Raw genomic sequence first — 24,497 nt, 5'->3', positions numbered from 1 at the left:
TTACGTCACGCTATGGCCAGCCCTGACCGTATGAACGTGAACCGGTGGCGAAGCTCAGACCGGCGTCTTGAAGATAGGATCGACAATGAATTGCTGGGCCTTGATGCGCAAGGTGCGCTCTTCGTCCAGTTCGGCGCGGGTCTCGCCCAGCTCTTCGCGCTCGGCTTCCAGTTCCAGACGTGCGCTAGCCAGTTCCGTTTCCACGCGGGTCAGGGTTTCCAGTTGCAGCTGCGCCTGTATCAGTTCGGCACGCGCCGCTTCGGCAGCCTCTTCCAGGCGCGGTATGCCTTCCAGCTTGAACTGCGCCTTGGCCAGGTCCATGCGTGCCTGCTCGGCGGCCTCTTCCAGGCGCGGCAATCCTTCCAGGCGCAGTTGCGCCTTGGCCAGATCCGTGCGGGCCTGGTTGGCCACCTGGCGTTCACGCTCCAGTTCAGCGCGCAAGGTTTCCAGCTCGCCAGCCTGCACTTCCAGCAACTCTTGCTGGCGCTCGTTTTCACTGGCCAGGTCCATCAATTCCTGTTGATTGTCATTCATCTCGGCTTCATGCGCGGTGTGGCTGGCGCTCAGTTCCTGTCCTACGAAATCGAGTATGGCTTGCTGCAGCACCGGCGACAAGGTGGCAGCCGCGGCGATTTGGCGCTGCGCACCGGCCTTGCGGCGCTGCAACAGCTTGCTGACCGTGCCCAGGCACGCTCCGTTGCCCAGGGTTTCGCGCAGGGCGCGCACCGTGATGGCCTGGCCTTGCGCCGCCATCGCATCCATCGCCGCATTGATCTGTTCCGCGCTTACTTTTGCCATCTCGTTTTCTCGTGTATTGCTCATGGTTGTTGCCGGGGTCACCATGTTTCTGAGACATGATGCTTAGGGACAACATCTTATCCAAGCGAGGGCAAAACGTAAAGTATTTCTCAATAGAAATTATAATTGAACAATAGAATCTTGATCTGGATTTAACCGGGCTTACTCATTTTCCAGCAAACCATGTTCGCTCAGTTCATCCTGCACCAGTTCCAGCCGCAGCACGGGGTTGTCTTGACTGAGCAATAACTGTTTTTGCATCGATGTCAACGACAGCAGTTCACACCAGCGGTTCGCCACCCAGCCGCTCTCATCGAGGCGGTATGGCGGCTGCATCGGCATCTGGTCCACGGGGATTTTTTGTTCCTGCAAGGTGCGTATCAGCGCGCCCAGGGCATCGGCCACATTTTGCTGTTCTTGCGGGATGGCGATGATCTTGTCGGATACCAGCATCTCTACCTGCCCCATCCACAAGCCATGCTGCAGCTGTTCACTGTGCAGGATGCGAAAGCGCTGCGTGCCGATGCATTTGATTTGCAGCAAGCCCGACAAGGGCGCCGCCCATTCGATCACGCGCGCCAGGGTGCCCACCGGCGCCAGGGTTTCATGCTGGCCCGGCTTGCGCACTTCCGTGCCGTCCAACAACTGCACCACGCCGAACGGCTGCTCGCCCATGATGCATTTGCGTATCATGTCCAGATAGCGCACCTCAAAGATCTGCAGCGGCAGATAACCGTCGGGATACAGTACCGTATTGAGCGGGAACAAAGGTATCGAAGTCATGGCGCATGATGGCACGAATGGCATATCCTTGCAGCGCGCCCCGACTCGCCGCCCCTCCAGCCGCTTTTACTTGTAAAAACGCCGCTTGCTGGCCCGTTCAGCCGCCTTCGGCGTCATCACTTTCACGGCTTTTTTCTGGATCGCACCACCGGCGCCCGTACCCGGCACGCGATGTTCTGCCTCGAAACCCGGCTCTTCGCTGCGCTTCAGGGTTTGTTTGATCAAGACCTCGATCGCCGACAGCAATTCCACCTCGTCGGCGCAGACCAGCGACAGCGCCATCCCCGACGCGCCGGCGCGGCCCGTGCGGCCGATGCGGTGGATATAGTCTTCGGCCACCGTCGGCAAATCGAAATTGACCACCTGCGGCAACTGCTCGATATCGAGACCGCGCGCCGCCACATCGGTGGCCACCAGCACTTGCACTTCTTGCGCCTTGAAGCGGGCCAGCGCGCGCAATCGGTTGGGCTGCGTCTTGTCGCCATGAATCGAATCGGCGCGCACGCCGTGTTCCAGCAAAGTACCCACCAGTTGCTCGACGCCCTTGCGCGTCTTGACGAATACCAGCACCTGGCCCCAGCGTTTTTTCTTCAGCAAGTGCAAGAACAATTCCGGCTTGCGTTTCTTGTCGCACACAATCACCGATTGCTGCACGGCTTTCACGGTGCTGTTGCGCGGACTCACTTCCACCGACACCGGGTCTTTCAGCATGGTCTTGGCCATGGCGCGGATGGCGTCCGAGAAAGTCGCCGAAAACAGCAAGGTCTGGCGGTGCTTGGGCATGGCCATCAGCAACAAGTCCAGCTCGCGCTCGAAGCCCAGGTCCAGCATGCGGTCGGCCTCGTCCAGCACCAGGGTTTGCAATTGCTCGAAGTTGACGGCGCCCTGCGATTGCAAATCGAGCAAACGGCCCGGCGTGGCCACCAGCACATCGAGGCCCTTGCGCAGCTTGGCAATTTGCGGCTCGATCGGCACGCCACCGTAAGCGACAAAGCTGCGCAGCGGCAAGTTGCCGCCATAGCTGCGAAAACTCGCATACACTTGCTCGGCCAGTTCGCGCGTGGGCACCAGCACCAGCACGCGCACGCATAACGGTTCCACCACGCCTTCCAAAGTCAGGCGCTGCAACAGCGGCACGGCAAAACCAGCCGTCTTGCCGGTCCCCGTCTGGGCCGCCGCCATCAAATCGCGTTTGGCCAGCACGGCAGGGATAGCTTGCGCCTGCACCGGCGTCGGCTTGGCATAGCCTAGCTCGTCAAGTTTGCGGACCAGGGGATCGATCAGGCCGAGGGAAGAAAAACTCATGGGGAAACCTTGCAGCAAAAGAACACGAAGCCGCGATTATAGGCCAGCAGAGATGCCGGCCCATGCTTTCATCAGGAAAACCGCCATTTCAAAACGTCGTCAAAACTTCATTTCCATCGTCGCACGCGCCTGCACCGAACTTGGCGAGATGCTGTTGCGGGCGATGGTGCCGCTGGCATCCGTGTAACGCGTGTCGCTTTCAAAGTCTTGCGCCAGCAAGTTCGATACGGCCAGGTGCAACGCGTTCTTGGGGTTGAATTTCCACAAGGCATATAGATCGAGGTCGCGCCGTGGCGAGCTGTAGGCGCTCTGGCGCTCGGTGATGCGCACCGGGCCGCCATTGCGGAAATTAAAACTGCCGCCCGTCGTCAGCGCGCCATCCGGCGTCTTGTAATCGATGCCAAAGTTGGCGCTGACAGGGGTTTGCTGGTCGAGCCGGTTATTTGGTCCCGGCACCTGTTCCACCTGCGACCAGTTGTGGCTGATGCTGGCGCGCAAGTCTATCGCCGGCACCGGCGTGGCAAACACGGCGCGCAGCGGGAACTTTGCTTCCAGCTCCAGGGTCTGCGTATTGGCGCGGCCATCGTTGACGGGCGTGGAGACCCAGCGCTCATCAATGAACAGCAAGCCCTGGCGCGTATAACCATCGATGCGGCGGGCTGAGGCACGCACACTGAGCAAGGCGCCTTCAGCCCAGTAGTGTTCATAAGAAGCGTCGATGCCCAGCGCCAGCTCAGGCTTCAGATTCGGATTGCCCTCGCGGTCAGGCTCGGTCTGGCTATTATTGGTCGAGAGCATGCGCCGTGGTATCAGGCTGGAACTGGCAGGCGCCTTGTAGGTACGCGTCAGAGCCAGGCGCACCTGGTCTCCCTTGGTGTCGGGCAACTTCCACAAGGTTTGCAACAGTGGACTCCAGACGCTGCTGCGCTGCTGCACCTCGTCATAGCTATTGCCCACGCTGCGCGTATCGATGCCTTCCCAGCGCACGCCCGCATACATCGACCAGCGCGGCGTAATATCCCACTCGTCCTGTGCGTACAGCGCCAGGCGCTTGATATAGGCATTGAAGTCTTCATCGAGATTGATGGGAGGACGCCCGCCCGGCAAGGCTACTTCACGCTGCCGGCGCTCTTCATCGCGCTTGCTGTAACCGCCATCCCAGCCCATGGAGAGGGCATGGCCCGGTATCAGCGGCGAAGAATACTTGCCGGTGGAAGACACGTTCTTTTCCGATGCTTCCACGCGCGCGTTACGGTCCAGCGCCAATCCCACGCCATCGATGTAGCCGAGTGGGTGGTTATCGGACGAATTATTGCCGACGCCTGCGCGCAGCCCCAGTTCCAGCTTGGCGCCGCCGTCCAGCTTGCGCACCCAGCTCAAATCAGTACGGCCATAGGCATAATGATTGCCGCCTTGGCCATTATTCGTGTCGTAGTCTGGCCGTAAGCCGATGATGGTATCGGTACGGCTTGCGCTGCGGCTTTCGTTACGCCCGCCATTGATGAAAAATTGCGCTGTCAGATTATCGCCGCCAGCAAAAGCCCAGTTCAGGCGCGGCGACAGATTGATACCTTCCGAACGGCCATCGCCCGTGCCATTGCTACGGCGCAGCAGATTTTGCTGCCCATCCGGCAAATAGCCAAGATCCAGTGCCGGATTTTCATAGTGATAGTCATAGCGGTAGAACGAGGCCGCCAGTGAATATGAAAAAATGCCGTCCTTGTCCGACAATTGCAAATTGCCATTGCTGGAAAAAGCATCGCGGCCACCGCCCACCCCGAGCTTGACGTCGCGCTGCGCCGTCTTGACGGCTTTCTTCAACACCACATTGATGGTGCCGGCGATCGATTGCGTGCTGTATTCGGCGCTGGCCGCATGCAAAATTTCGATACGCTCGATCACATCGGGCGACAAGGTATCGAGCGAAAAACCGGCCGGCGCGCGTTCGCCATTGAGCAAAATCTGCGTGTAGCCGCTGCCCAGGCCGCGCATGCGGATCTCGCCGCCCGAGCGTCCGGCCGCGCCGGAGACGGTAATACCGGGCAGGCGCTTGAGCACGTCGGTGACATTGGTGTCGCCATACTTGAGGATTTCTTCGCTGCTGACGATCATCTTGCTGGCCGTATCGTCACGGCGCGGATCGTAGCCACTGCCCTTCACTTCCACCGTCTGTATCGCGGGCGCATCGGCTTTTGTGACTGGCTTGGCAGGCTGGACAGGCGTGGCATCGGCATCAGGTGCCGTGCTGGTGGAATTTTGCTGGGCCTGGGCATTCCAGGCAAACAGGACAGCGGCGGCGACAACGGTAAGGCGCAAGGCAAGCGGGCGGCGAGGGATCATTGAGATAAGAAAAGCTGGCTAAATAAGAATGGCTAAAAGATAAAAAATACGCAGCCGCATTTTGCGTCAATTTTGTTCTTATGGCACACCTTTTTGAAAATATTTCTTATAGAAAATTAACTTCGGTTTGCTAAATCACTGCAAGCGCCCGCGTACGGCGCATTTCGCCGCGGACCACATCGCCGCTATAATGCGTTTTCACCATTCCCCAACAAAGGCTCACCATCGTGTCTGACCGTCTTGCCGTCCTGCCTCAATATCTGCTACCCAAGGGAGCATTGACCAATTTCGCCGGCAGAGTCGCGGGCGCCAAGGGTGGCGCCATGACCACGCGCTTGATACGTTGGTTTGTCGGCCGCTACAACGTCAACATGGATGAGGCGCTGGACCCGGACATCACGCACTACAGCAGCTTCAACGATTTCTTCACGCGCGCGCTGCGCCCCGACGCCCGCCCGCTGGCCAAGGCCGCTTACGTCTGCCCCGTCGATGGCCGCATCAGCCAGTTCGGCAAGATCGACAAAGACCAGATCTTCCAGGCCAAGGGCCACCATTTCAGCACTACCGCCCTGGTCGGTGGCGATGCGGCGCTGGCTGCCCAGTTCGAGCACGGCAGCTTTGCCAATCTCTACCTGAGCCCGCGCGACTACCACCGCATCCACATGCCGTGCGACGGCCGCTTGACGCGCATGATCTATGTTCCAGGCGAACTGTTTTCCGTCAACCCGACCACCGCGCGCGGCATCCCCGGCTTGTTCGCCCGCAACGAACGGGTGGTCTGCGTATTTGACACGGCAAACGGCCCGTTCGTGATGACACTGGTCGGCGCCACCATCGTCGGCAGCATGGCCACCGTCTGGCACGGCGTGGTCAACCCGCCACGCACGGGCCAGGTACGCGACTGGAGCTACGCCAACGACAATATCGTGCTGAAACAAGGCGAAGAACTGGGCCGCTTCCTGCTCGGTTCGACCGTGGTGATGCTGTTCCCGAAAGACACCGTGGAGTTCAATACGGCATGGCAACCGGCTGGACCAGTCCAGCTCGGTGAAGTGATGGGCAACACGCCTGGCTAAACCGGCATATCAGCCTGGTACATCTCCTCCATTAAATCCAGAAACACGCGCGTCTTGGCCGGCATCAAACGCCGGCCGGGAAACACGGCCCAGCCCGTCACGCGCGGAAAACGCCATTCCGGCAGCACGCGCACCAGTTCGCCCCTTTCCTGATACGGTCTCGCAAACCGGTCGGTGCTGGCCGCGATGCCGGACCCCATGCACGCCATGCGCACCAGCAATTCCGGCGAATTGGCCAGCAGGCGTACCGGCAAGTCGCGTTCCCAGCTGATCTTGCCACGCGTCAAATTCCAACGCACCATGCCATGCACGGCGCGCGGCAGGCTCAGCAAATCGTAGCGGTATAAATCATCGGGATGCTCGGGCAAGCCGTGCAGGCTGGCGTATTGCGGCGAGGCGTATAGCGACCAGGTACTGAAGGCCACCGGGCGCGCAGCCAGGCTGGCATCGTCAGGCAAGGTGCCCATGCGGATGGCCAGGTCAAAATTTTCCGCCAGCAAATCCACCCGCCGCGCCGACAAGTCCAGTTCCAGCGAAATGGCCGGGTAGCGGCGCACGAATTCTGCCAATACCTGGCGCATCACGGTATCGGCAAAATCGCCCGGCATGGAAATACGCAGCAAGCCGCTGGGACCGGCCTGCCGATGCTGGGTCAGCGCGGCGGCCGCATCCGTTTCTTCCGCCACGCGGCGCGCATGTTCGAGCAGGCTGGCGCCAAACTCCGTCAGCGCCAGCTTGCGCGTGGTGCGCAGCAGCAAGCGTTCACCGAGTTGCGTTTCCAGCTGTGAAATTCGGCGCGACAAGGTCGATTTCGGCAAGCCCACCCTGTCGGCCGTGCGTGAAAAACTGCCGTTTTCCACCACCCTCGCAAACAGCAGCAAGTCGCCCGGATCGATATTCATATTCTTCCTTTTTCAATAATTGTTCCATTAATGGACCAATGTTATCCATTTTAACGGCTTCCGGATGCTTTTTGGGATTGCTATAGTTCATCCATCGCAAGACAACTCACCCGGAGAAACACCATGAACATCCTGCAAATCAATTCCAGCGCCCGCAGCACCGGCTCCGCATCGACCCGCCTGGCTGACGCCATTGTCGCCCGCGTCCGCAACAGCAAGCCTGAAGCCACCCTGGTGCGCCGCGACCTGGCTGCAGAACCGCACCCCGTGCTCGACGAAGCTACCCTGCAAGCGCTGTTCACGCCAGCGGACAAACGCACGGCAGAACAAGCTGCACGTATCGCCCAGGACGACGCCCTGATTGCCCAAGTGCAAGCTGCCGACGTGATCGTCATCGGCGCACCGATGTACAACTTCGGTATCACAGTGCAACTGAAAAGCTGGTTCGACGCGATTGCCCGCGCCAACGTGACCTTCAAATACACGGAAAACGGCCCGGTTGGCCTGCTGACCGGCAAGAAAGTCTACGTGGGCCTGTCGCGTGGCGGCTTGCACCGCGATGGCGTCACCGATAGCCAGGTGCCATTCCTGAACACCATGTTCCGCTTCCTGGGCATGACCGACGTGCAATACGTGTACTCGGAAGGCATGGGCATGGGCCCGGACGCCGTGGCCAAGGCACAGACACTGGCCGATGCAGAGATCAACGCGATTCTGGTGTAAGTTTTACGCCAAAATACAGAGCTAGCGTAACTTTTCACCCAGAGCAAACCCTGGGGTCGGACCCTGAGGGTCCGACCCCGGCACTTTCGCCGTCGGGATACGGGCCAGGGTTTTGCATCAGCGTCCGTAATACTGGAGAACACAATGAGCGACATCCTCAGCCTCACACCTGTCACCACACCACGCGCGGTCGAACGCGTGCTCGCCGGCCAGTCCGTCATGGATGGCGCCGGCGTCAAAATCAACCGCGTGCTGACGCAGGCGCTGCAGCGCCGCCTCGACCCTTTTTTGATGCTCGACAACCTGGCCAGCGACCAGCCCAACGATTACCTCGCCGGCTTTCCCGCCCATCCGCACCGGGGCCTGGAAACCGTGTCCTATATGGTGGCCGGCCGCATGCGCCACCGCGACAGCGCGGGCCACGAAGGCTTGCTGGCCACCGGTGGCGTGCAATGGATGACGGCCGGCAGCGGCGTGCAGCACTCGGAAATGCCGGAACAGGAAGAAGGCGTGATGGAAGGTTTTCAGTTATGGCTGAACCTGCCCGCGCGCGACAAGATGTGCACGCCCTGGTACCGCGATTTCGCCAGCGAGGAAATTCCCCGCTACACGACGGATACTGGCGTAACCGTGCAAGTGATCGCCGGCGACAGCCATGGCGTAACGGGCGCCATGCAGCGCGCCGTGACGGAACCGGTCTACCTCGATATCGACTTGCCGGCCGGCAGCAGCTTCGACCAGCCCTTGCCGCAAGGCCATAACGCCTTCCTGTATGCCTTTCGTGGCGAAGTGCAAGTCGATGGCAAGTCCGTACCGAACCAGCGCATGGCGATACTGGCCAACACGCCAGAGGCCGACGGCGTGCGCATCACCGCGCCCGCAGGCGGCCGCGTCATTCTGGTCGCCGGCAAGCCCTTGAACGAACCTATCGCCCAGTACGGCCCGTTTGTGATGAATACCCAGGCAGAAATCTTCCAGGCGGTACAGGATTTCCGCGAAGGCAAGTTTGGCCAGACGACAGCCTGATCAACGGGCGTCAGGCAAGGCAGCCGCAGTACAAAGCGGCTGTTTTTCCATTACACTGGGAGCAAGATCATTCTCCCAAGCATGCCATGCAATCGACCCACGATAGTCACGACCACGCCAGTCACGATCATGCCCAGGGCGCCCATCTGCACGCGCATCTGAAAGGCGACGCCAAGCATACACACTCCTTCGAAGGCCGCAGCCAGCGCACGCTGGCCTGGGCGCTGGGATTGACGATCTTTTTTGCCGGCGTGGAAGTCATCGCCGGTTTCATGTCCAATTCGCTGGCCCTGATTTCCGATGCCGGCCATATGGTGACGGACGCAGCAGCCCTGGGCCTGGCATTGCTGGCGCAAATCATCGCACGCCGTCCGCCCTCCCCCCGCCACTCTTTCGGTTTCGGCCGTGCCGAAGCGCTGGCCGCCTTCGTCAACGGATTATTGATGCTGTGCGTGGTCAGCTGGATTTGCTACGAAGCGGTGATGCGCTTTTCCACGCCGCAAGATGTGCATGGCGAAATGGTGTTTATCGTCGCCAGCATCGGCCTGGCCATCAACCTGGTGGTGGCGTGGGTGCTGTCGAAAGACCAGCAAAGCGTCAACACCCGCGCCGCCCTGGTGCACGTGATGGGCGACTTGCTGGGGTCGGTAGCCGCCATCGTCGCCGGCGTGGTGATTTATTTCACGGGCTGGATGCAGATCGATCCGCTGCTGTCGGTATTGGTCTCATTGCTGATCCTCAAATCCACCTTCGGCGTGCTGCGCGACTCCTACCACTTCCTGATGGAAGGCGTGCCCCACGAAATCGACTACATCACTGTCGGCAATGACGTGGAAGAAATCGACGGCGTCAAGTCCGTGCACGACCTGCATGTGTGGGATATGTCGCCGGGCCAGCCGGCCCTGATCGGGCACGTGGAAATCGAACACCTCGACCACTGGCCCACCGTCTTGCGCGCCATCAAGAAAATGCTGCTAGCCAAACATGGCATCGACCATATCACCTTGCAGCCGGAAACGGCGACGATGGCGGGGCTGCATCAGGATGATCATACGCACTGATGCAACTTTGGATTATTTATCCAGCTGTTCCAGTATCCGATACGCCACCGTCACCCGTTCCGCGCCGGGATATCCACGGTTGGCCAGGATGACGATGCCCGTCTTCTTGCCCGGGCTGTACAGCACGTAGGCGCCAAAGCCGCCTGTCGATCCTGTCTTGTGGATCAGCACATCGCTTTGCGCTGGCAAGGGCGGCGTGATGCTGGTGGCGGGATTATTTCCAAAGACGATTTTTTCGTCCACGCTGGTCAGCAGTCCCGGCAGTTTTGAAGATGCCGGGAATTGTTCCCACACCAGGTCCTGGGTCAGTGCGCCAACTTTGAAATAAGCGGTCTGCGTGGCTTTGATGGCTTGCGACAAGGGTGCATCGACTTTCGCCAGGCCCAGGTTGGCGTCGACAAACCGCAGCAGGTCGGAAGCCGTGGTCTTGACGCCGTACGCTTCGTCGGCCAGCACATCCGGGTTCACGCGCACCGGCTGATTGCGGCCGTTATAGCCCTGGGCGTAATGCGGCATCTGCGCTGGCGGCACGTTGATGTAGCTATGCTGCATCCCCAGCGCGGGGAATAACTGCTGTTCCATCGCCTGCGCAAACGTCACGCCCAGGCTGTTGGCGGTGACGATGCCCAGCAAGCCTATACCCAGATTCGAGTAAGTACGGTGGGTGCCGGGCGCATCGGCGGGCTGCCATTGCTTGAAGTAATCCATCAGCTGCGCTTCGCTCTTGATGGCGTCGGGCACCTGCATGGGGAAGTTGCCAGCCGTGTGGGTAGCCAGGTTGATCAGGCTGACATGGTCAAAGCTGCTGCCGCGCAAAGTCGGCAGGTGCTGGCTGACGCTGTCCGTCAAGGCCAGCTTGCCCTGGGCTTGCGCGTACGTTGTCAGGGTCACGGCCAGGGTCTTGCTGACCGAACCGATTTCAAACAGGGTGTCATTGCTCACGGCCAAGCCCGTTTCGCGCGAGGCGAGACCGTAATTGAAGACGTAATGCTTGCCATGATCCGTGATGGCCACGGCCATGCCCGGCACACCGTATTGCTTCATCAGCGGCGCGATCAGTTTATCCACCGTGGCTTTCAGCTGGACTTGCGTTTCCAGCGGCCCCGGCTGTTGCGGCAAGCTCTTGAGAGCGGGCTCAGCAGCATGTACGGCCGATAGCGAGGCGCAACTAGCCAGCGCCCCCATGATGATGTGGCGAAAATTCATACAACTCCTTTGTAGTGAAAAGCGGTTAAAGCGTATCGAGTTGCGCCGGCAAGCCGCGCAAAAAAGCTTCCTTGGCGCGTGGACCTGCCGAGCTGCCTTGCTGGCTGGCTTCCAGCACCAGGCGGGAAAACACCACCGTGCGCCCGCCCTTGCTGGCCCAGCCGACAAACCAGCCATAGCTGTGTTTCAAGTCATCCTTGCCGTTCGCCAACACCGGCGAAGCGGTGCCCGTCTTGCCGTGGACTTGCCAGCCGTTGGACAAGGTGCCCAGGGAGGTGAGCCGGGACGTCATCTCATACGCATGGGCTGACACGGGCAGTTGCCGGTTCACCATGCTCCGCAAAAAGGCCACTTGCTCGACTGGCGAGATCTTCAGGCTGGAGGCGATCCAGGACATGGTGAGGCCGTTGTTCTTGCCCACGTCGCCAGAGACATCCTGATTGCCGTAATTAAAGTTCTTGATATAGCGCTGAAACTGCGGAACGCCCAGCTGCGTGGTCACCTGCTGGGCGTACCAGACGGTGGAGTTGTGTATCCAGCTGCTGGGGTCGGTTGCCACCCGCCAATCCGGATTCCAGTCTGTATAACCAGCCTTGAAAGGCAGACGCGGAGTATGTTCATCGCGCAGGATGGCACTGTCGTAGCCCATCAGGCTGACGACGATATTGAAGGTCGAGGCAGGCGTGACCCTTTCATCGCAATGGCCATCGTGCACCAGGCGCTGGCCGCTAACGGCGTCCACCATTTCCGTGCAGCTGAAGGGCGCGGTGGTGGCTGGCGACGTGGCTGGCGACGGCGCTACTGCGCGCCATGCCAGCGCCGGTTGCAATACCAGGCTGCCGCCGGACACTGCTACCAGGCCAACGATGGCCATGGCTCTGGCCAGGCGGCCGTGCTTGCTACCCGGCTCACGTATCCAGCCTATGCGCGCCGCCACGGTGCTGGCGCTCACGCCGCCAAACGCCAGTGCCGCCTTGACCTGGCGATGCTGCAGCCGCAGTTGCGCCACCAGCGCCGCCGCATAGGCGCGGCGCGCCGATTGCGGGCGGCGATGCAATACATCGCGGTCGCAGCCGAGTTCCTGCGCCCAGGCAAGCTCATTACGCAGCAAGCGCATGAAAGGATTGAACCACAGCAAGGTTTGCAGCAGCAGGCCAAGACTCATCCAGTGCAGGTCGCGCCGGCGCAAGTGCATCAATTCATGTTCGATGATCATTTGCTGTTGCTCAGGCTCAAAATCGCGCAAGTGGCCAGGCAAGAGCAGATGCGGGCGCAGCAGACCGAACAGCATGGGAGAAATCGGTGCATCGACTTCGGTGACGGTCAAGCCAGAAGGATATTGGCTTGCAGGGAAACCCTGATGCAGCTGCGTGCCGGCAGCAGCCAGGCCATGCAGGACGCGCCGCGCCTGCCACAAACGGCCCACGGTATAGGCCAGCCCCAGCAGATAGGCCAGCAGCCAGGCGTGAGCAAGCAAACTCAGCCAGGAATGTTCTTTCACGGCTACTTTGGACTCAGCCTCAGTGCTGGCAGCGGCGGCTAGCTCACCCGATTTATGCGGCGCAGCCTCTTGCGCCAGCAGCGACTCGGGCAACTCGATAGGCGGAGCCAGGCGCAGACGCTCACTATGCGGCAGCAAGATCAGGGCAAAGCTGAGCACCACCGCCAGCTGACTCAGCAGCCAGCCGGCGCGTTGCAGGGAAAACACGGGGAAACGGCGGCGGCACAAGGCCATCAGGCCCCAGACGAGCAGGCCGGTGAGCAGGCAGCCACAGCTTGCCAGCAGAAAACGGAACACCAGAATATTCGATAACATCATTGCGCACTCACCTGTGATACATGTCACTATTGTGTGACAACTGTCGCAGCAAGTCAAGCAGGGAAGTAAAAGTGTGACAGAGTACTATGAGGAAAAAGTATCGGGCCAGCTGAAACCCGATACTAATGAGGCTAGCGACGCTTAGCTGCGCCGCGCTTCCAGCACGCCGCTGACATCCTTGATCACATTCAAGGCTTTCAGCAATTGCGCCGTCGAGCTGATTTCAGCCGTAAAGGTCATGCGGGCCTGGCCTTTGGCGCTTTGGGTATTGACGCCGATGACGTTGATTTTTTCACGCGAGAAAATTTCGGAGATATCGCGCAGCAAGCCCTGGCGGTCGCCTGCCAGGATAAAGATGTCGACCGGGTAGACGGTGTCGTGGCCGGCGCTGCCCCATTCCGTGAAGATCACGCGTTCAGGCGCCTTGGCGCGCATTTCCTCGAAGTTCTTGCAGGTAGCGCGGTGGATCGACACGCCTTTTCCGCGCGTCACAAAACCGACGATGCTGTCGGGCGGCGCCGGTTTGCAGCACTTGGCCAGCACCGTCATCAAGCCTTCCGTGCCCACCACCAGCACGCCGGACTTGGCGCCCTGCTCCACGCTGGAAGCACGGCTCTTGCCCAGCAGCACGGCGTCTTCCGGCACCGCCACTTCGCCATTGTCGTGCAGCGCCTGCTCCACGTGGCGCAGGCTGAATTCATCCTTGCCGACCGACAGGAACAATTCATCGACCTTGCCAAAGCCCAGCTTTTGCGCCAGCGCTTCGAGGTTGACGGCGGTCTTGCCTTCGCGCTGCAAGGATTTTTCCACCAGCGCACGGCCGTGTGACAAGGTTTCTTCCATGTCGATCGCATGGAACCAGGCGCGTATCTTCGAGCGCGTGCGGGTGCTGACGGCATAACCGGCGCCTAGCCAGTCGCGCGATGGTCCGGCCGTGCCGGGTGCGCCCTTGGCGGTGATGATTTCGCAGGTCTGGCCATTTTTCAGCTGCGTATTGAGCGGCACCATGATGCCGTCGACCTTGGCGCCGCGGCAGCGGTGGCCCACGTCGGTATGCAGGTGGTAGGCAAAATCGACCGGCGTGGCGCCGACCGGCAACTCAAGCACGCGCGCCTGCGGCGTCATGACGAAGATGCGGTCGTCCAGGGTGGCCGATTTCAGCTTTTCCACCCACTCGCGCTGGATTTCTTCCTGACCCACGACGGCGTCGGCCACCTCGGTCTTCCAGGCCAGCAACTGGCGCAGCCAGGCGATTTTCTCGTCATACTTTTGGCCGGCAAAGTTCGAACCGCCCTCTTCCTTGTAGCGCCAGTGCGCGGCCACGCCATATTCGGCAAAGCTGTGCATTTCATTGGTGCGGATTTGCACTTCCAGCGGCCGGCCGTCTTCAGCCGTGACCACCGTGTGCAGCGACTGGTAGCCGTTCGGCTTGGGCCGCGAAATATAATCGTCGAATTCTTTCGGGATCGGGGTCCAGATATTGTGCACCACGCCCAGCACCGTGTAGCAAGTCTTGACGTCGGCCACGATCACGCGGAAGGCGCGCACATCGTACAGGGCCGTAAAGTCCAGCTCCTTGCCGCGCATCTTGTTCCAGATGCTATAGATATGTTTCGGACGGCCAAATACTTCCGCCTGGATACCGGCCGAAGCGAGCTCCGTTTGCAGACGCAAAATTGCCGAGGACACAAAACCCTCGCGCATCATGCGCTTTTCTTCCAGCATCTTGGCGATGCGTTTATACGCTTCCGGCTCGATGAAGCGGAACGACAGGTCTTCCAGTTCCCACTTCAGTTGCCAGATACCAAGGCGGTTCGCCAGCGGCGCGTACAGGTCCAGCGTTTCCTTGCCGTAGTCGCGCGTCATTTCGTTGAACAGCTTCAACTCGGCAAAATAGCGCAAGGTTGTCACGCAAGAGGCCAGGCGCACCAGCACGACACGCATGTCGGACGCCATGGCCAGCAACATCTTGCGCAAGGTTTCCACCTGGGCCACGGCTTGCTGCGCCGCATTTTTGCCGCGCCCGCTGCCCGCATGCTGCGTCTGGGTCAGCGCGCGCAAGCGTATCAGCTGGCGCACGCCGGTCGCCAGGTCGCACACCTGCTTGCCGAAACGGGGCTCGATATCGGCCGCCGTATCGGGTTCGATCAGGGTCAGTTCGAACATCAGGCCGGCGATGCGCGTTTCCGCATCGCTGCGCAAAAACGCCAGGGTGGCGGCCACGCCGATGGCAAATTCCAGCGCGGAACGGCCGGCGAAGGTTTGCTTGTCGCCATACGCTTCGGTGGCGTAGGCGAGCGCATCGAGTACGCGCGCGCTGTCCGGCGCACTCAAGCCTTCTACCAGTTGTTCCGATGTGCTATTCGGGGCCGAGATGGAAACCATGTAATACCTTTAACTTTTCAGCGTAGTAACTTAGCGTTCTGCAGCAATGATGACGATTTCAACCAGGCATGCCGGATTGGCCAGTTTCGCTTCGACCGTGGCGCGCGGCGGCGTGTGGCCGGAGGCGACCCAGTCGTCCCACACTTCGTTCATGCCGTCGAAGTCTTTCATGTCGGCGATATAAATCTGGCACGACAGGATGCAGGTCTTGTCGCTGCCCGATTCCATCAGCAAACGGTCGACATGGCCCAGCACTTCACGCGTCTGGCCGACGATGTCTTGCGTGGTGTCTTCGGCGATCTGGCCAGCCAGGTAGATGGTGTTGTTGTGTATCGCTACTTCAGAGAGACGCTTGCCTACGTACAGTCGTTTAATTTCCATACTTTTTCTTCCGGTTGTTTCAAAATCTGTAAAGCGTTATTACTCAGTCTTGTTCAGCAAAAACTTGCGTGCGATGGCGATCTGGTCTTCATGGATAAAGGTCGGTGCATGGCCGACGCCGGCAATTTCCACCAGCTGCGCTTTCGGCCCACGTTGCAGCATGGACATCGCCGTCTCGTGCGACAGCAAGTCCGAGTCGGAGCCGCGCACCAGCAAGGTCGGGCAACGCACGGCGTCATAGGCAGCCCACAACAGCGCTTCATCGCTGGCCGCCGATTCAGGCGTTGCCGAGCGGAAAGGCATGGCCAGTCCCATATCGTAATGGCGGCGCCAATGGCCGTCTTTGTCCTGGCGCAATACATCGGACGCCAGCTTGTGCCATTCGGCATCCGTATGCGGGCCGAAACTGGCCGAAACATCGCGCACGAACTTGGCGCCCTGCTCGAAGCTTTCAAAACGCAAGTCCTGGCCGATATAGTCGCCGATGCGCTGCAGCGCTTCCGGCGCCAGGGTCGGGCCGATATCGTTCAAGACCAGCTTGCTGATCGGGCTGTCCGGCAAGGACGCCAGGCCCAGGCCGATCAAGCCGCCCATCGAGGTGCCGAACCAGTCCACCGTCTGGCGCTCGCCATTGGCCAGCACGCGCGCCAGCAGGGTCACCATGTCGCTGACATATTGCGGTACGCGGTAAAACTGCGGGTTGGCCAGCCAGCCGGAACGGCCACGGCCTACCACGTCGGGGCAGATCACGCGGTAATCGCTGGCCATGGCGCGCGCCAGGCTGTCGAAATCGTCAGCCACGCGCGTCACGCCATGGGCGCAGACGAGCACATTCGGATTGTCGGGAGCGCCCCACTCTTTATAGGACATGCTGTGCAGGCCAGACGGGGAGATGCACTGGACGGACTTGATGCTCGCTTCTATCATGCAATTCCTTCTAAACACGGGACCTAACCTGCTGTGGGTCGGTTTTGTCCAGCGTTTTCACTTGGTGTTGGGTAATAAAAAAACAAGAAACCGGTCATTTTCCGGCTGCCCGCGCGCGACTCTACGGCAGTGTAGCGCAGCGCGGGCAATGCTCCAAGCGGACGGCAAAAATGCTGCAATGCAGCAGCTGCACAGCAGTGAAATACCGGATATATTGAAAGTGCATATCTGCGGTTATCCACAATTGAGCAGGGGCAGCAATGCGCGGATGATCACGCCATCAACCCGCAAGAGGAGACCACTCGTGAAAAAACCATTTTATAAAATCCTGTACGTACAGGTGATATTCGCCATTGTCGTCGGCGTGCTGCTGGGCGTATTTTACCCAGCCAACGCCGTCGACATGAAACCTCTGGGTGACGGCTTCATCAAATTGATCAAGATGATCATTGCTCCGGTGATCTTCTGCACGGTTGTATCCGGTATTGCCGGTATGCAAGACATCAAGAAAATCGGCCGCGTGGGCGGCAAAGCTCTCTTGTACTTCGAAGTGGTGTCCACCTTCGCCCTGGCAATTGGCTTGCTGGTCGCCAACATTCTGAAACCAGGCGCCGGCTTCAACGCCGACCCTGCCCACCTCGACGTCAAGTCCATCGCGCAATACACGCACGCCGAAGGCTTGAGCACGATCGACTTCCTGATGAATATCATCCCGAAAACGTTCGTCGATGCCTTCGCCAAGGGCGACATCCTGCAAGTGCTGCTGATCGCCATCCTGTTCGGCTTCTCGCTGTCGCTGCTCGGTGAGCGCGGCCGTCCGGTGACCAAGCTGATCGACGAACTGTCGCATGCGATTTTCGGCATGGTCAACATCATCATGAAAGCCGCTCCTATCGGTGCTTTCGGCGCGATGGCCTTCACCATCGGTAAATACGGCCTGCATTCGCTGATCCCGCTGGCTAAACTGATGGGTTCCTTCTACCTGACCTGCGGCCTGTTCATCTTCGTGGTACTGGGCGCCATCGCCCGCTACACGGGCTTCTCCATCGGCCGCTTCCTGCTGTACATCAAGGAAGAGCTGCTGATCGTACTGGGCACCAGCTCGTCGGAATCGGCCTTGCCGGCACTGATGAAAAAACTGGAACGCCTGGGCTGCTCGAAACCAGTGGTTGGCCTGGTGGTCCCTACCGGCTACTCGTTCAACCTGGACGGCACCAACATCTACATGACCATGGCCGCCCTGTTCGTTGCGCAAGCCACCAACACCGACCTGACCATCTGGCAAGAACTGACCATCCTGGGCGTGGCGATGCTGACCTCCAAGGGCGCGTCCGGCATCACCGGCGCCGGCTTCATCACCCTGGCCGCGACCCTGGCCGTGGTGCCGACGATACCAGTGGCCGGCATGGCGCTGATCCTGGGTATCGACCGTTTCATGAGCGAATGCCGCGCGCTGACCAACTTCATCGGCAACGGCGTGGCCACCATCGTGGTATCGAAATGGGAAAAAGAACTGGACATCGACAAGCTGCGTAGCGAGCTGGCCCATCCAACCTTTCCGGCTGATGACGCTTATGTTGCACCGGCCGTCAATACCGTGAAGTAAGCAACACTGCTAATTCAGTAGTCAGAAGGCCCCGACAGCAAACGCTGCCGGGGCCTTTTTCATGGGACTGGCCCACCTATCGGGGACACAATAGCGGATAAGGCCGCTGCTCGGTCACGCCGTGAATACGTAACGGCGCGCTGCCGGCAGTGATTCTTGTTTTGGCGCTGACATCCATGACAGCAGCAGGCGGCGGCGTCCTGTCCTCGCATTGACTGAACAGGTTTGCCGGCCTGTCGCCAACCGACCAATGCGCCAGCCCCAGCGGGTCACCACGCAATGACGGCGGCGGTAACGGCGCAAAACTTTGCACCAGACCGGCACTCATCCATTGCAAAGGCAAATCGGATAGCGCTTGCGAGTCGGCATACCCACCGCCAACATCAGCATGCGCCCCTGGGAACCAAAGCTCGTTGACGGTCGTGAATGCGGGATTAATCGCTGGACACAGCAAGATGGGATGAAATCTGCTGCGCTTTTCATCGAGCGCCACGGCATGCAGGATACGGTGGATCGGTGGATACGAATCGGACTTGTAACGATCCCCATCCCTGCTGTCGCTTTGCTCCTTGCAAGTACCGAAATGCTTGAACAACGATCCCGGCACCGTATCCCACACGCCGAGAAAATCGATCTCCACCGGCGATGTGGACACGCTCAAGCGCTCGTATATTTCCTGGCCCAGCATCGGCGCCTGCCCGGGCCGCCATGCCTGCCACCTGGCAAGGTATGCCTCATCGTTCTTGCGCTTGACGATCTCCAGGATGGCATTGCCTCGCTTTAGCCGGGCGGCAAGATCGTCCGTCGACCTTGCCGGCACGCCGGCATAGGCAATCAGGCCAGCCAATGCGCGGGCCTGGTGAGCGCCGCGGCTGAAACCGATGATGAACACCCTGTCGCCAGGCCGAAATGCCTGGGAGATGAAATCATAACCGCGCAATATGCGCGGCTCCATGCCAAGACCGAGACTGGCGCCCAGCACGGGGCTTTCGACACTGCCCACGCCCTCGATATAGATGGCGCTGGTCTGCATATCATTGGCGCCAGCCACCGCCTCGAACACTTTGCGTACATTGGTGTTCGACGCGATATCGTTGCGCGTTCCATCCAAAAATACAAAGATGTTTTTTGCCGTGGCCGGATCTCCGGCAAACACCTTTTCCGTCACCGCCGGAGCCGCAGTGTCGCCACCGGGCGTTGCACAGGCAGCCAGCAACATCGCCATGCCGACTCCCAGGCAAGCCTGCACCACACGTTGAACGACCAACTGCGCAAGCCCGTGTTGACTCATGATTGCTCCCTATCCATCTGGATGATATGAACCGCCCTATGCCCTATCAGCATAGACCCGGCGCACATCGGCCATTAGACATGGCGCATGCTGGCACGCCTAAAAACGGCTGCTCAGCTGCAAATACACGGTGCGTGGCTGGGCCACATATTTACCCTGGTTATTGTCGTCAAACGAGCGCGTGAAATAGCGGTGGTCAAACAGGTTTTTCAGGCCCAGGCTCAGGCGGAAGGCAGCCGGGCCGCCATCCAGGTCGACGCTGCCGCGCGCAGCCCACACGCCATAGCCGGGAATGCGGCCATTGTTGCCGGCCGCACTCTCGAGCAACGTATTGGCGCTGTCGGCATATTGCCCGCCTTCGAACATGCCATCAAAACTGGCGCTCCATTTGCCAGCCCGGTAAGCGACACCGGCCGTGCCCTTGTGGCGTGGTGAAAACGGCACTTGCTTGCCGAAATTATCGCCCTCTTCCTTGATGGCCGCGTCGACATAGGCATAGCTGGCGTAGACATTCACACCGCGCAAAGATGCTCCAAAGGCATATTGGGCGCTGCCTTCCAGGCCACGGTGGCGCGTCTTGCCGCGCGCATACACGCTATTGGTTTGCTGGTTGCTTTCATACTGGTTGCTGAAGCGGATCAGGAACAGGTCGGCGTCCAGGCGCAAGCCGCCTTGCTGGTAGCGCGTGCCCAATTCCCAGGAACGGGCTTTTTCCGGTTCGGCGCCACCGCTGACGACGGCATTGGCCATCTTGCTGTATTGCACGGTGCCAAACGAGCTATCGCTGCTGGCGTACACATTCCACTGCTCGCTCAAGTGATAAATCACGTTCAGCGCGGGCAACAGCACATTGTAGTTGCCGCCATCGCGCTTGGCGGTCAGATTGTTATCTTGATGGGAACGTATGCGTTCATTGCGCACGCCGGGCGTGACAGTCCAGCTGCCGACGTCGATGCGGTCATCGATAAAGAAGGCGTTGGCGCGCGTGCCGCCCGAAGTGTCGCGGTCGATCGGGCTCGCTTCTGTCGGCAGAATGCCGCCCGACTTCAGGCGCCAGTAGCGCAGCTCATGGCTGGCTTCATCGATATAGCGGTGGCCGAGACCGATCTCATGCCGCACGGTACCTAGACGAAATGCCTGCGAGTAGCGCGTCTCGATGCCGCGCACCGTGTAGGTACGCGGCGACAAAGTCAGATTCTTGCCCTGGTCCAGATAGCCGCTGCGCAAGGTATCCGTATAGAAAGTCTGCACGGTGAGTTGGCGCTGGCGGTCCGGCTTGTATTCATACGCCAGGCTGGCCAGGTTGCGGCGGCCCCAGAAATTATCGTAGGGACGCGTCGATTGATACGGGTCGCGCGCATAGGCGGCCGCTGTCAAGCCACCCGGCATGTCGGCACGACCTTCATAGTTTTGCAGCATGGCCGTCAGGGTGCTGGCGCCATCGATGCGGTAGCGGCCTTTCAGGATCACGTCATCGATCCTGGTGTCGCTGTGTTCACGCCAGTCGGCGCCGCGCACGCCGCTATACAGAATGGCGCCGCCCAGGCCATTGTCCAGCGTGCCGCCCAGCAAAACGCTGGTATGCGTCTTGATGCTGTCGCTGGACGACGATGGGCTTTGCTCGCCCTGTACACTGACTTCGCCGCTAGCTTTATCGGGAATCGCGCGCGTGACGAAGTTGACGATGCCGCCCACGTTTTGCGGACCATAACGCACGGCGCCGCCACCGCGCACCACGTCCACGGCATCCATATTGCCCATGGAAATGGGCGCGAACGACAGTTGCGGCTGGCCGTACGGGGCGAACGGCACGGGGATGCCATCCATCAAGACCGTGGAACGGGCCGCCAGGCGTGGATTCAAGCCGCGCACGCCAAAGTTCAGCGCCATGTCGTGGCTGCCCGTGCCATTGTTGGCAGGCGCCAGCACGCCGGGGATACGGTTGAGCACATCGCGTGCATCGGTCGCCCCCAGTCGCACGAATTCGTCACGCGCCACCACATTACGCGCGCCACCATGTTCGAACACCGATTGGGCATCGGGCTGGGCCAGCCAGTTGCCCACGACCGTGATCACGGCCATCGATTGCTCGGCCGGCGCAGCTGCCATCATCGCCTGGCGCAGCACATAACTGCCCGGTGCGCGGGCCAACGCTTCCAGACCGCTGCCAGCCAGCAAGTATTGCAAGCCTTGCTCGGGCGTATAACTGCCTTGCAGGGCCGGCGCCATCTTGCCATCGGTCAAGCTGCCATTGACGGACAGGCTGATGCCGGCCTCGCCGGCAAAGCGGCTCAGGGACGTACTCAGGGGGCCGGCAGGAATCTGATAGGCGCGAGCGGCAACTTGCGTGGCAGGAATATTTGACACCGGGGCGGCCAAAGCCATGCTGGCAGGCAGCATCAGCAAGGCAGCCTGGACAGCAGCAGCCAAGCGGCGCGGAGAAGCGATACGGGGAGAAACAAAATGCATGGATTTCCTTTTCGATCAACACAACAGAGATGAGGCTTACTCTTGTGTGCCAATCGAAACGCCAAAAGCGGAACCACTTTTTGAATTTATTTGAACTTTTTTTATGCTGCTCAGGAATCCTGCCGCGCCGACACGCTGAGCCACCATGGCAGCGGCCGCCGCACTTGCACCGGCAAGCTTGCTTCCAGCATGGCAAAGATGGCGTCCTGGTCGTCCAGCGGATACGCACCCACCAGACGCAGCGCTGCCACTTCCGGCGCGCAAGCCACATAACCGTGGCGGTAACGCGACAGTTCAGCCAGGAAGGCGTCGAGGCGCATATTGTCAGCCAGCAGCATCTTGCGCGTCCAGGCGGGCGCAGCGGCGCCAACCTGGTCAGGGGCATCAATGCCTGCGGCATCAAAACGGGCGCCCTGCCCTGCGGCAAGCACCTTGACCCGACCGCGCAGCGGCGTAATTTCAACCGCGCCCTGCTCCACGCTCAAGTGCGTCTGTCCGTCGAGTTGGCGCACTTCGAAACGCGTGCCCAGCGCACGCAAGCTGCCTTGCCGCGTTTGCACCAGCAGGGGGCGCGGCGGCGTTTGCGGATCGGGCGCACTGCTGACATAGATGCGTCCGCGCCGCAAAATAATGCGCCGCGCCGTAGCGCTGTAAGCAAGTTCGACTTCGCTATCCGTATCGAGATGCAGACTGCTGCCATCGGCCAGCAGCAACTGGCGCACTCCGCCGACTGCGCTGCCGTACGCGCTATTGGCCAGTGCATTGATGGATGCCGGCTCCTCATCGCCACGCCATTGCCACAATGCCAAGCCTCCCACCGCCGCCACCAGCATGGCGGCAAACGCGCGCCGCCCCTGCACGCCGCCGGCCGACAAGGCCGCATGCGCCGGTGCGCCGGGCAGGCGCTGGAATTGGCCGCTGATGAATTGCACTCTTTGCCAGGCAGCCGCATGCGCCGGGTCGGCGTCCAGCCAGCGCTGCCACTTGGCATGGTCGGCGGCGCCCGCCTCATTGGACGCGAGCAAGGCCCACCATTCGGCTGCTTGCTGCAAGATAATGAATTCGGGCCTGGCCGGCATGGCGCGCGTCGTCAAGCGAACCTCAGGCTGCGCTGGCCAGGCAATGCAGCATCGCCTGGGCCATGTATTTGCGCACCATGCGCTCGGACACCCCCAGCGCCAGCGCGATCTCGCCATAGGCGCAGCCATCGAGCTGGTGCATCAGGAAAGCGCGCCGCGCCTTGCCTGGCAGGCGCGCCAGCATGGCATCGGCCGCGTGCAATGCTTCGAGCACCAGCAAGCGCTCTTCAGGTGAAGGGACCAGCGCCATCGGCATGGTCGCCAGGGCATCGAGATATGCGCGCTCGATATCCTGGCGGCGCCAGTGATTGACAGCCAGGCCGTGCGCGATGGTGCACAGGTAGGCGCGCGGCTGCAAGATGCTCACGCCGGTACGCGCCGTCAGCACACGCAAAAAAGTGTCGTGCGCCAGATCGGCCGCCAGATGGGCAGACCCCAGCTTGAGGCGCAGCCACGACAGCAACCAGCCATGGTGCTCGCCATACAGCCGCCCTACCGTATCGGCGTGCTGAACAGGGATGGGAAGCGTCAAATCGCTGGCGGGCATGAAACAGGGAGTAGCGCGCTACATCACGCATTAAATGAGAAGTATTCTCATTATCAAGCAAAAGCAGGGGGATCGCAAGGCAGATGTTTTAGGTTCAACAACAATGACGGAGCAATCATCAATAAAAAGGAAATGATATCTCAATAGAATGCATGATGATCAACCCAGCAAAAATCATTATAGTCAACATCACTCGCAGTCATGTTGCAGGGTACATAATCAACTTTGCAGCATGACATTGATTTATCCACTTTTGAATGGAGTCTGCCATGTTTCCCTCCCCTGCTTTCACCGCCACCTGGTCACCCCGCGCACAAGGCTTGCTGCGCATCATCGTCGGTTTCCTGTATCTGCAGCATGGCGCGTCCAAGTTGTTCGGCGTGCCGCACGTGGCCATGTTCGATGGTTTGTCAGTGTTTTCCCTGATGGGCGCGGCCGGCGTGCTCGAGCTGGTCGGTGGCAGCCTGGTGTTGCTGGGCCTGTTCACCCGCCCTGCGGCATTTTTGCTGTCAGGCCAGATGGCGATAGGCTACTTCATGATGCATGCGCCGCAAGGTTTCTTGCCCATGCTGAACGGCGGCGAACTGGCCGTGCTGTATTGCTTCACTTTCCTGTACTTCGCCACGGCGGGTAGCGGCGCATTCAGCCTTGATGGCTTGCGCGGCAAAACCGTGCAGGATCGGCATAGGGGACAGCCGTGAAGGCCGCTCCCCTGCCACACCACCCGGCATGCGGGTCCGCACCGGGCGGTTCGAGTAGTTGAGGTCAAGACA

General features: G+C 60.3%; 20 protein-coding genes. 6 read left to right on the top strand and 14 right to left on the bottom strand.

Features of this window, described 5'->3' with window-relative positions; genetic code table 11:
• Window positions 1–54: 54 nt before the first annotated feature.
• The 4 genes from HDE72_RS22155 to HDE72_RS22140 all read right to left on the bottom strand — a co-directional run bounded on the left by HDE72_RS22155 (window position 55) and on the right by HDE72_RS22140 (window position 5,226).
• The gene (locus tag HDE72_RS22155) at window positions 55–822 is read right to left on the bottom strand and encodes a DNA-binding protein (RefSeq protein WP_260176863.1); all 768 of its coding nucleotides are present in this window, start codon (window positions 820–822) and stop codon (window positions 55–57) included.
• Window positions 823–960: 138 nt separating this feature from the next.
• Window positions 961–1,581 carry an LON peptidase substrate-binding domain-containing protein gene (locus HDE72_RS22150; protein ID WP_183745834.1) on the bottom strand — a complete coding sequence of 207 codons (621 nt, stop codon included), beginning with the start codon at window positions 1,579–1,581 and terminating at the stop codon, window positions 961–963.
• A gap of 66 nt (window positions 1,582–1,647) precedes the next feature.
• On the bottom strand, window positions 1,648–2,886 hold the full coding sequence (locus HDE72_RS22145; protein ID WP_183745820.1) for a DEAD/DEAH box helicase: 1,239 nt from the start codon (window positions 2,884–2,886) through the stop codon (window positions 1,648–1,650).
• 99 nt (window positions 2,887–2,985) lie between these two features.
• Entirely contained in the window at window positions 2,986–5,226 is a 2,241-nt protein-coding gene (locus HDE72_RS22140) for a TonB-dependent receptor plug domain-containing protein (RefSeq protein ID WP_183745817.1), read from the bottom strand.
• Window positions 5,227–5,453: 227 nt separating this feature from the next.
• Between HDE72_RS22140 and asd the strand changes: the two genes are divergently transcribed.
• Window positions 5,454–6,302: an archaetidylserine decarboxylase gene (gene asd, locus HDE72_RS22135; protein WP_183745814.1), complete on the top strand. Its 849-nt coding sequence runs from the start codon at window positions 5,454–5,456 to the stop codon at window positions 6,300–6,302.
• On the opposite strand, the gene HDE72_RS22130 is transcribed toward asd, so the two are convergent.
• Window positions 6,299–7,204, bottom strand: a complete 906-nt coding sequence (locus HDE72_RS22130; protein ID WP_183745811.1) for a LysR family transcriptional regulator — start codon at window positions 7,202–7,204, stop codon at window positions 6,299–6,301. The two genes, asd and HDE72_RS22130, sit on opposite strands and share 4 nt — an antisense overlap.
• Before the next feature lie 123 nt (window positions 7,205–7,327).
• Between HDE72_RS22130 and HDE72_RS22125 the strand changes: the two genes are divergently transcribed.
• The 3 genes from HDE72_RS22125 (at window position 7,328) to HDE72_RS22115 (ending at window position 10,014) form a co-directional block, all read left to right on the top strand.
• A complete protein-coding gene (locus HDE72_RS22125; RefSeq protein WP_183745808.1) occupies window positions 7,328–7,927 on the top strand; it encodes an FMN-dependent NADH-azoreductase in 600 nt (199 codons plus the stop codon).
• A gap of 144 nt (window positions 7,928–8,071) precedes the next feature.
• Window positions 8,072–8,953 (top strand): pirin family protein, encoded by an 882-nt coding sequence (locus HDE72_RS22120; protein WP_183745805.1) that lies wholly within the window; start codon window positions 8,072–8,074, stop codon window positions 8,951–8,953.
• 86 nt (window positions 8,954–9,039) lie between these two features.
• Window positions 9,040–10,014: a cation diffusion facilitator family transporter gene (locus HDE72_RS22115; protein ID WP_183745802.1), complete on the top strand. Its 975-nt coding sequence runs from the start codon at window positions 9,040–9,042 to the stop codon at window positions 10,012–10,014.
• A 12-nt stretch (window positions 10,015–10,026) separates the two neighbouring features.
• On the opposite strand, the gene ampC is transcribed toward HDE72_RS22115, so the two are convergent.
• From ampC to HDE72_RS22090, 5 genes are all read right to left on the bottom strand, one after another.
• The gene (gene ampC / locus HDE72_RS22110) at window positions 10,027–11,220 is read right to left on the bottom strand and encodes a class C beta-lactamase (RefSeq protein WP_260176862.1); all 1,194 of its coding nucleotides are present in this window, start codon (window positions 11,218–11,220) and stop codon (window positions 10,027–10,029) included.
• Window positions 11,221–11,245: 25 nt separating this feature from the next.
• A complete protein-coding gene (gene blaOXA, locus HDE72_RS22105) occupies window positions 11,246–13,039 on the bottom strand; it encodes a class D beta-lactamase (protein ID WP_183745799.1) in 1,794 nt (597 codons plus the stop codon).
• A 141-nt stretch (window positions 13,040–13,180) separates the two neighbouring features.
• On the bottom strand, window positions 13,181–15,424 hold the full coding sequence (locus HDE72_RS22100; protein WP_183745796.1) for a RelA/SpoT family protein: 2,244 nt from the start codon (window positions 15,422–15,424) through the stop codon (window positions 13,181–13,183).
• A 30-nt stretch (window positions 15,425–15,454) separates the two neighbouring features.
• A complete protein-coding gene (locus HDE72_RS22095) occupies window positions 15,455–15,805 on the bottom strand; it encodes a RidA family protein (protein ID WP_183745793.1) in 351 nt (116 codons plus the stop codon).
• Window positions 15,806–15,844: 39 nt separating this feature from the next.
• On the bottom strand, window positions 15,845–16,732 hold the full coding sequence (locus HDE72_RS22090; protein ID WP_183745790.1) for an alpha/beta fold hydrolase: 888 nt from the start codon (window positions 16,730–16,732) through the stop codon (window positions 15,845–15,847).
• A gap of 268 nt (window positions 16,733–17,000) precedes the next feature.
• Between HDE72_RS22090 and HDE72_RS22085 the strand changes: the two genes are divergently transcribed.
• On the top strand, window positions 17,001–18,338 hold the full coding sequence (locus tag HDE72_RS22085) for a dicarboxylate/amino acid:cation symporter (RefSeq protein ID WP_221291361.1): 1,338 nt from the start codon (window positions 17,001–17,003) through the stop codon (window positions 18,336–18,338).
• 76 nt (window positions 18,339–18,414) lie between these two features.
• On the opposite strand, the gene HDE72_RS22080 is transcribed toward HDE72_RS22085, so the two are convergent.
• From HDE72_RS22080 to HDE72_RS22065, 4 genes are all read right to left on the bottom strand, one after another.
• Window positions 18,415–19,629, bottom strand: coding sequence for a phospholipase effector Tle1 domain-containing protein (locus HDE72_RS22080; protein WP_183745785.1), 1,215 nt, complete (start codon window positions 19,627–19,629; stop codon window positions 18,415–18,417).
• Window positions 19,630–19,728: 99 nt separating this feature from the next.
• Window positions 19,729–22,098 (bottom strand): TonB-dependent Fe(3+) dicitrate receptor FecA, encoded by a 2,370-nt coding sequence (gene fecA / locus HDE72_RS22075; RefSeq protein ID WP_311735268.1) that lies wholly within the window; start codon window positions 22,096–22,098, stop codon window positions 19,729–19,731.
• Between the two features lie 110 nt (window positions 22,099–22,208).
• Complete coding sequence (locus HDE72_RS22070; RefSeq protein ID WP_221291360.1) at window positions 22,209–23,192, bottom strand: FecR domain-containing protein; 984 nt, start codon at window positions 23,190–23,192, stop codon at window positions 22,209–22,211.
• A gap of 7 nt (window positions 23,193–23,199) precedes the next feature.
• The gene (locus HDE72_RS22065) at window positions 23,200–23,724 is read right to left on the bottom strand and encodes a sigma-70 family RNA polymerase sigma factor (protein WP_183745782.1); all 525 of its coding nucleotides are present in this window, start codon (window positions 23,722–23,724) and stop codon (window positions 23,200–23,202) included.
• 269 nt (window positions 23,725–23,993) lie between these two features.
• Here HDE72_RS22065 and HDE72_RS22060 point away from each other — a divergent pair, with 269 nt between their 5' ends.
• Window positions 23,994–24,425: a DoxX family protein gene (locus HDE72_RS22060; RefSeq protein ID WP_183745780.1), complete on the top strand. Its 432-nt coding sequence runs from the start codon at window positions 23,994–23,996 to the stop codon at window positions 24,423–24,425.
• Window positions 24,426–24,497 lie beyond the last annotated feature (72 nt).

Origin of the sequence: Janthinobacterium saanense, from assembly GCF_014200675.1 — a bacterium.
Lineage (GTDB): Bacteria > Pseudomonadota > Gammaproteobacteria > Burkholderiales > Burkholderiaceae_D > Janthinobacterium.
Note: the sequence above shows the minus strand (reverse complement) of the source record. Positions and strands in the feature narration are given on the sequence as shown.

Excerpts from the sequence above, each read along its gene's own strand:
- HDE72_RS22155 (WP_260176863.1), bottom strand. The coding sequence starts at position 822 with ATGAGCAATACACGAGAAAACGAGATGGCAAAAGTAAGCGCGGAACAG.
- HDE72_RS22150 (WP_183745834.1), bottom strand. The coding sequence starts at position 1,581 with ATGACTTCGATACCTTTGTTCCCGCTCAATACGGTACTGTATCCCGAC.
- HDE72_RS22145 (WP_183745820.1), bottom strand. The coding sequence starts at position 2,886 with ATGAGTTTTTCTTCCCTCGGCCTGATCGATCCCCTGGTCCGCAAACTT.
- HDE72_RS22140 (WP_183745817.1), bottom strand. The coding sequence starts at position 5,226 with ATGATCCCTCGCCGCCCGCTTGCCTTGCGCCTTACCGTTGTCGCCGCC.
- HDE72_RS22130 (WP_183745811.1), bottom strand. The coding sequence starts at position 7,204 with ATGAATATCGATCCGGGCGACTTGCTGCTGTTTGCGAGGGTGGTGGAA.
- HDE72_RS22125 (WP_183745808.1), top strand. The coding sequence starts at position 7,328 with ATGAACATCCTGCAAATCAATTCCAGCGCCCGCAGCACCGGCTCCGCA.
- HDE72_RS22120 (WP_183745805.1), top strand. The coding sequence starts at position 8,072 with ATGAGCGACATCCTCAGCCTCACACCTGTCACCACACCACGCGCGGTC.
- HDE72_RS22115 (WP_183745802.1), top strand. The coding sequence starts at position 9,040 with ATGCAATCGACCCACGATAGTCACGACCACGCCAGTCACGATCATGCC.
- ampC (WP_260176862.1), bottom strand. The coding sequence starts at position 11,220 with ATGAATTTTCGCCACATCATCATGGGGGCGCTGGCTAGTTGCGCCTCG.
- blaOXA (WP_183745799.1), bottom strand. The coding sequence starts at position 13,039 with ATGATGTTATCGAATATTCTGGTGTTCCGTTTTCTGCTGGCAAGCTGT.
- HDE72_RS22100 (WP_183745796.1), bottom strand. The coding sequence starts at position 15,424 with ATGGTTTCCATCTCGGCCCCGAATAGCACATCGGAACAACTGGTAGAA.
- HDE72_RS22095 (WP_183745793.1), bottom strand. The coding sequence starts at position 15,805 with ATGGAAATTAAACGACTGTACGTAGGCAAGCGTCTCTCTGAAGTAGCG.
- HDE72_RS22090 (WP_183745790.1), bottom strand. The coding sequence starts at position 16,732 with ATGATAGAAGCGAGCATCAAGTCCGTCCAGTGCATCTCCCCGTCTGGC.
- HDE72_RS22085 (WP_221291361.1), top strand. The coding sequence starts at position 17,001 with ATGATCACGCCATCAACCCGCAAGAGGAGACCACTCGTGAAAAAACCA.
- HDE72_RS22080 (WP_183745785.1), bottom strand. The coding sequence starts at position 19,629 with ATGAGTCAACACGGGCTTGCGCAGTTGGTCGTTCAACGTGTGGTGCAG.
- fecA (WP_311735268.1), bottom strand. The coding sequence starts at position 22,098 with ATGCATTTTGTTTCTCCCCGTATCGCTTCTCCGCGCCGCTTGGCTGCT.
- HDE72_RS22065 (WP_183745782.1), bottom strand. The coding sequence starts at position 23,724 with ATGCCCGCCAGCGATTTGACGCTTCCCATCCCTGTTCAGCACGCCGAT.
- HDE72_RS22060 (WP_183745780.1), top strand. The coding sequence starts at position 23,994 with ATGTTTCCCTCCCCTGCTTTCACCGCCACCTGGTCACCCCGCGCACAA.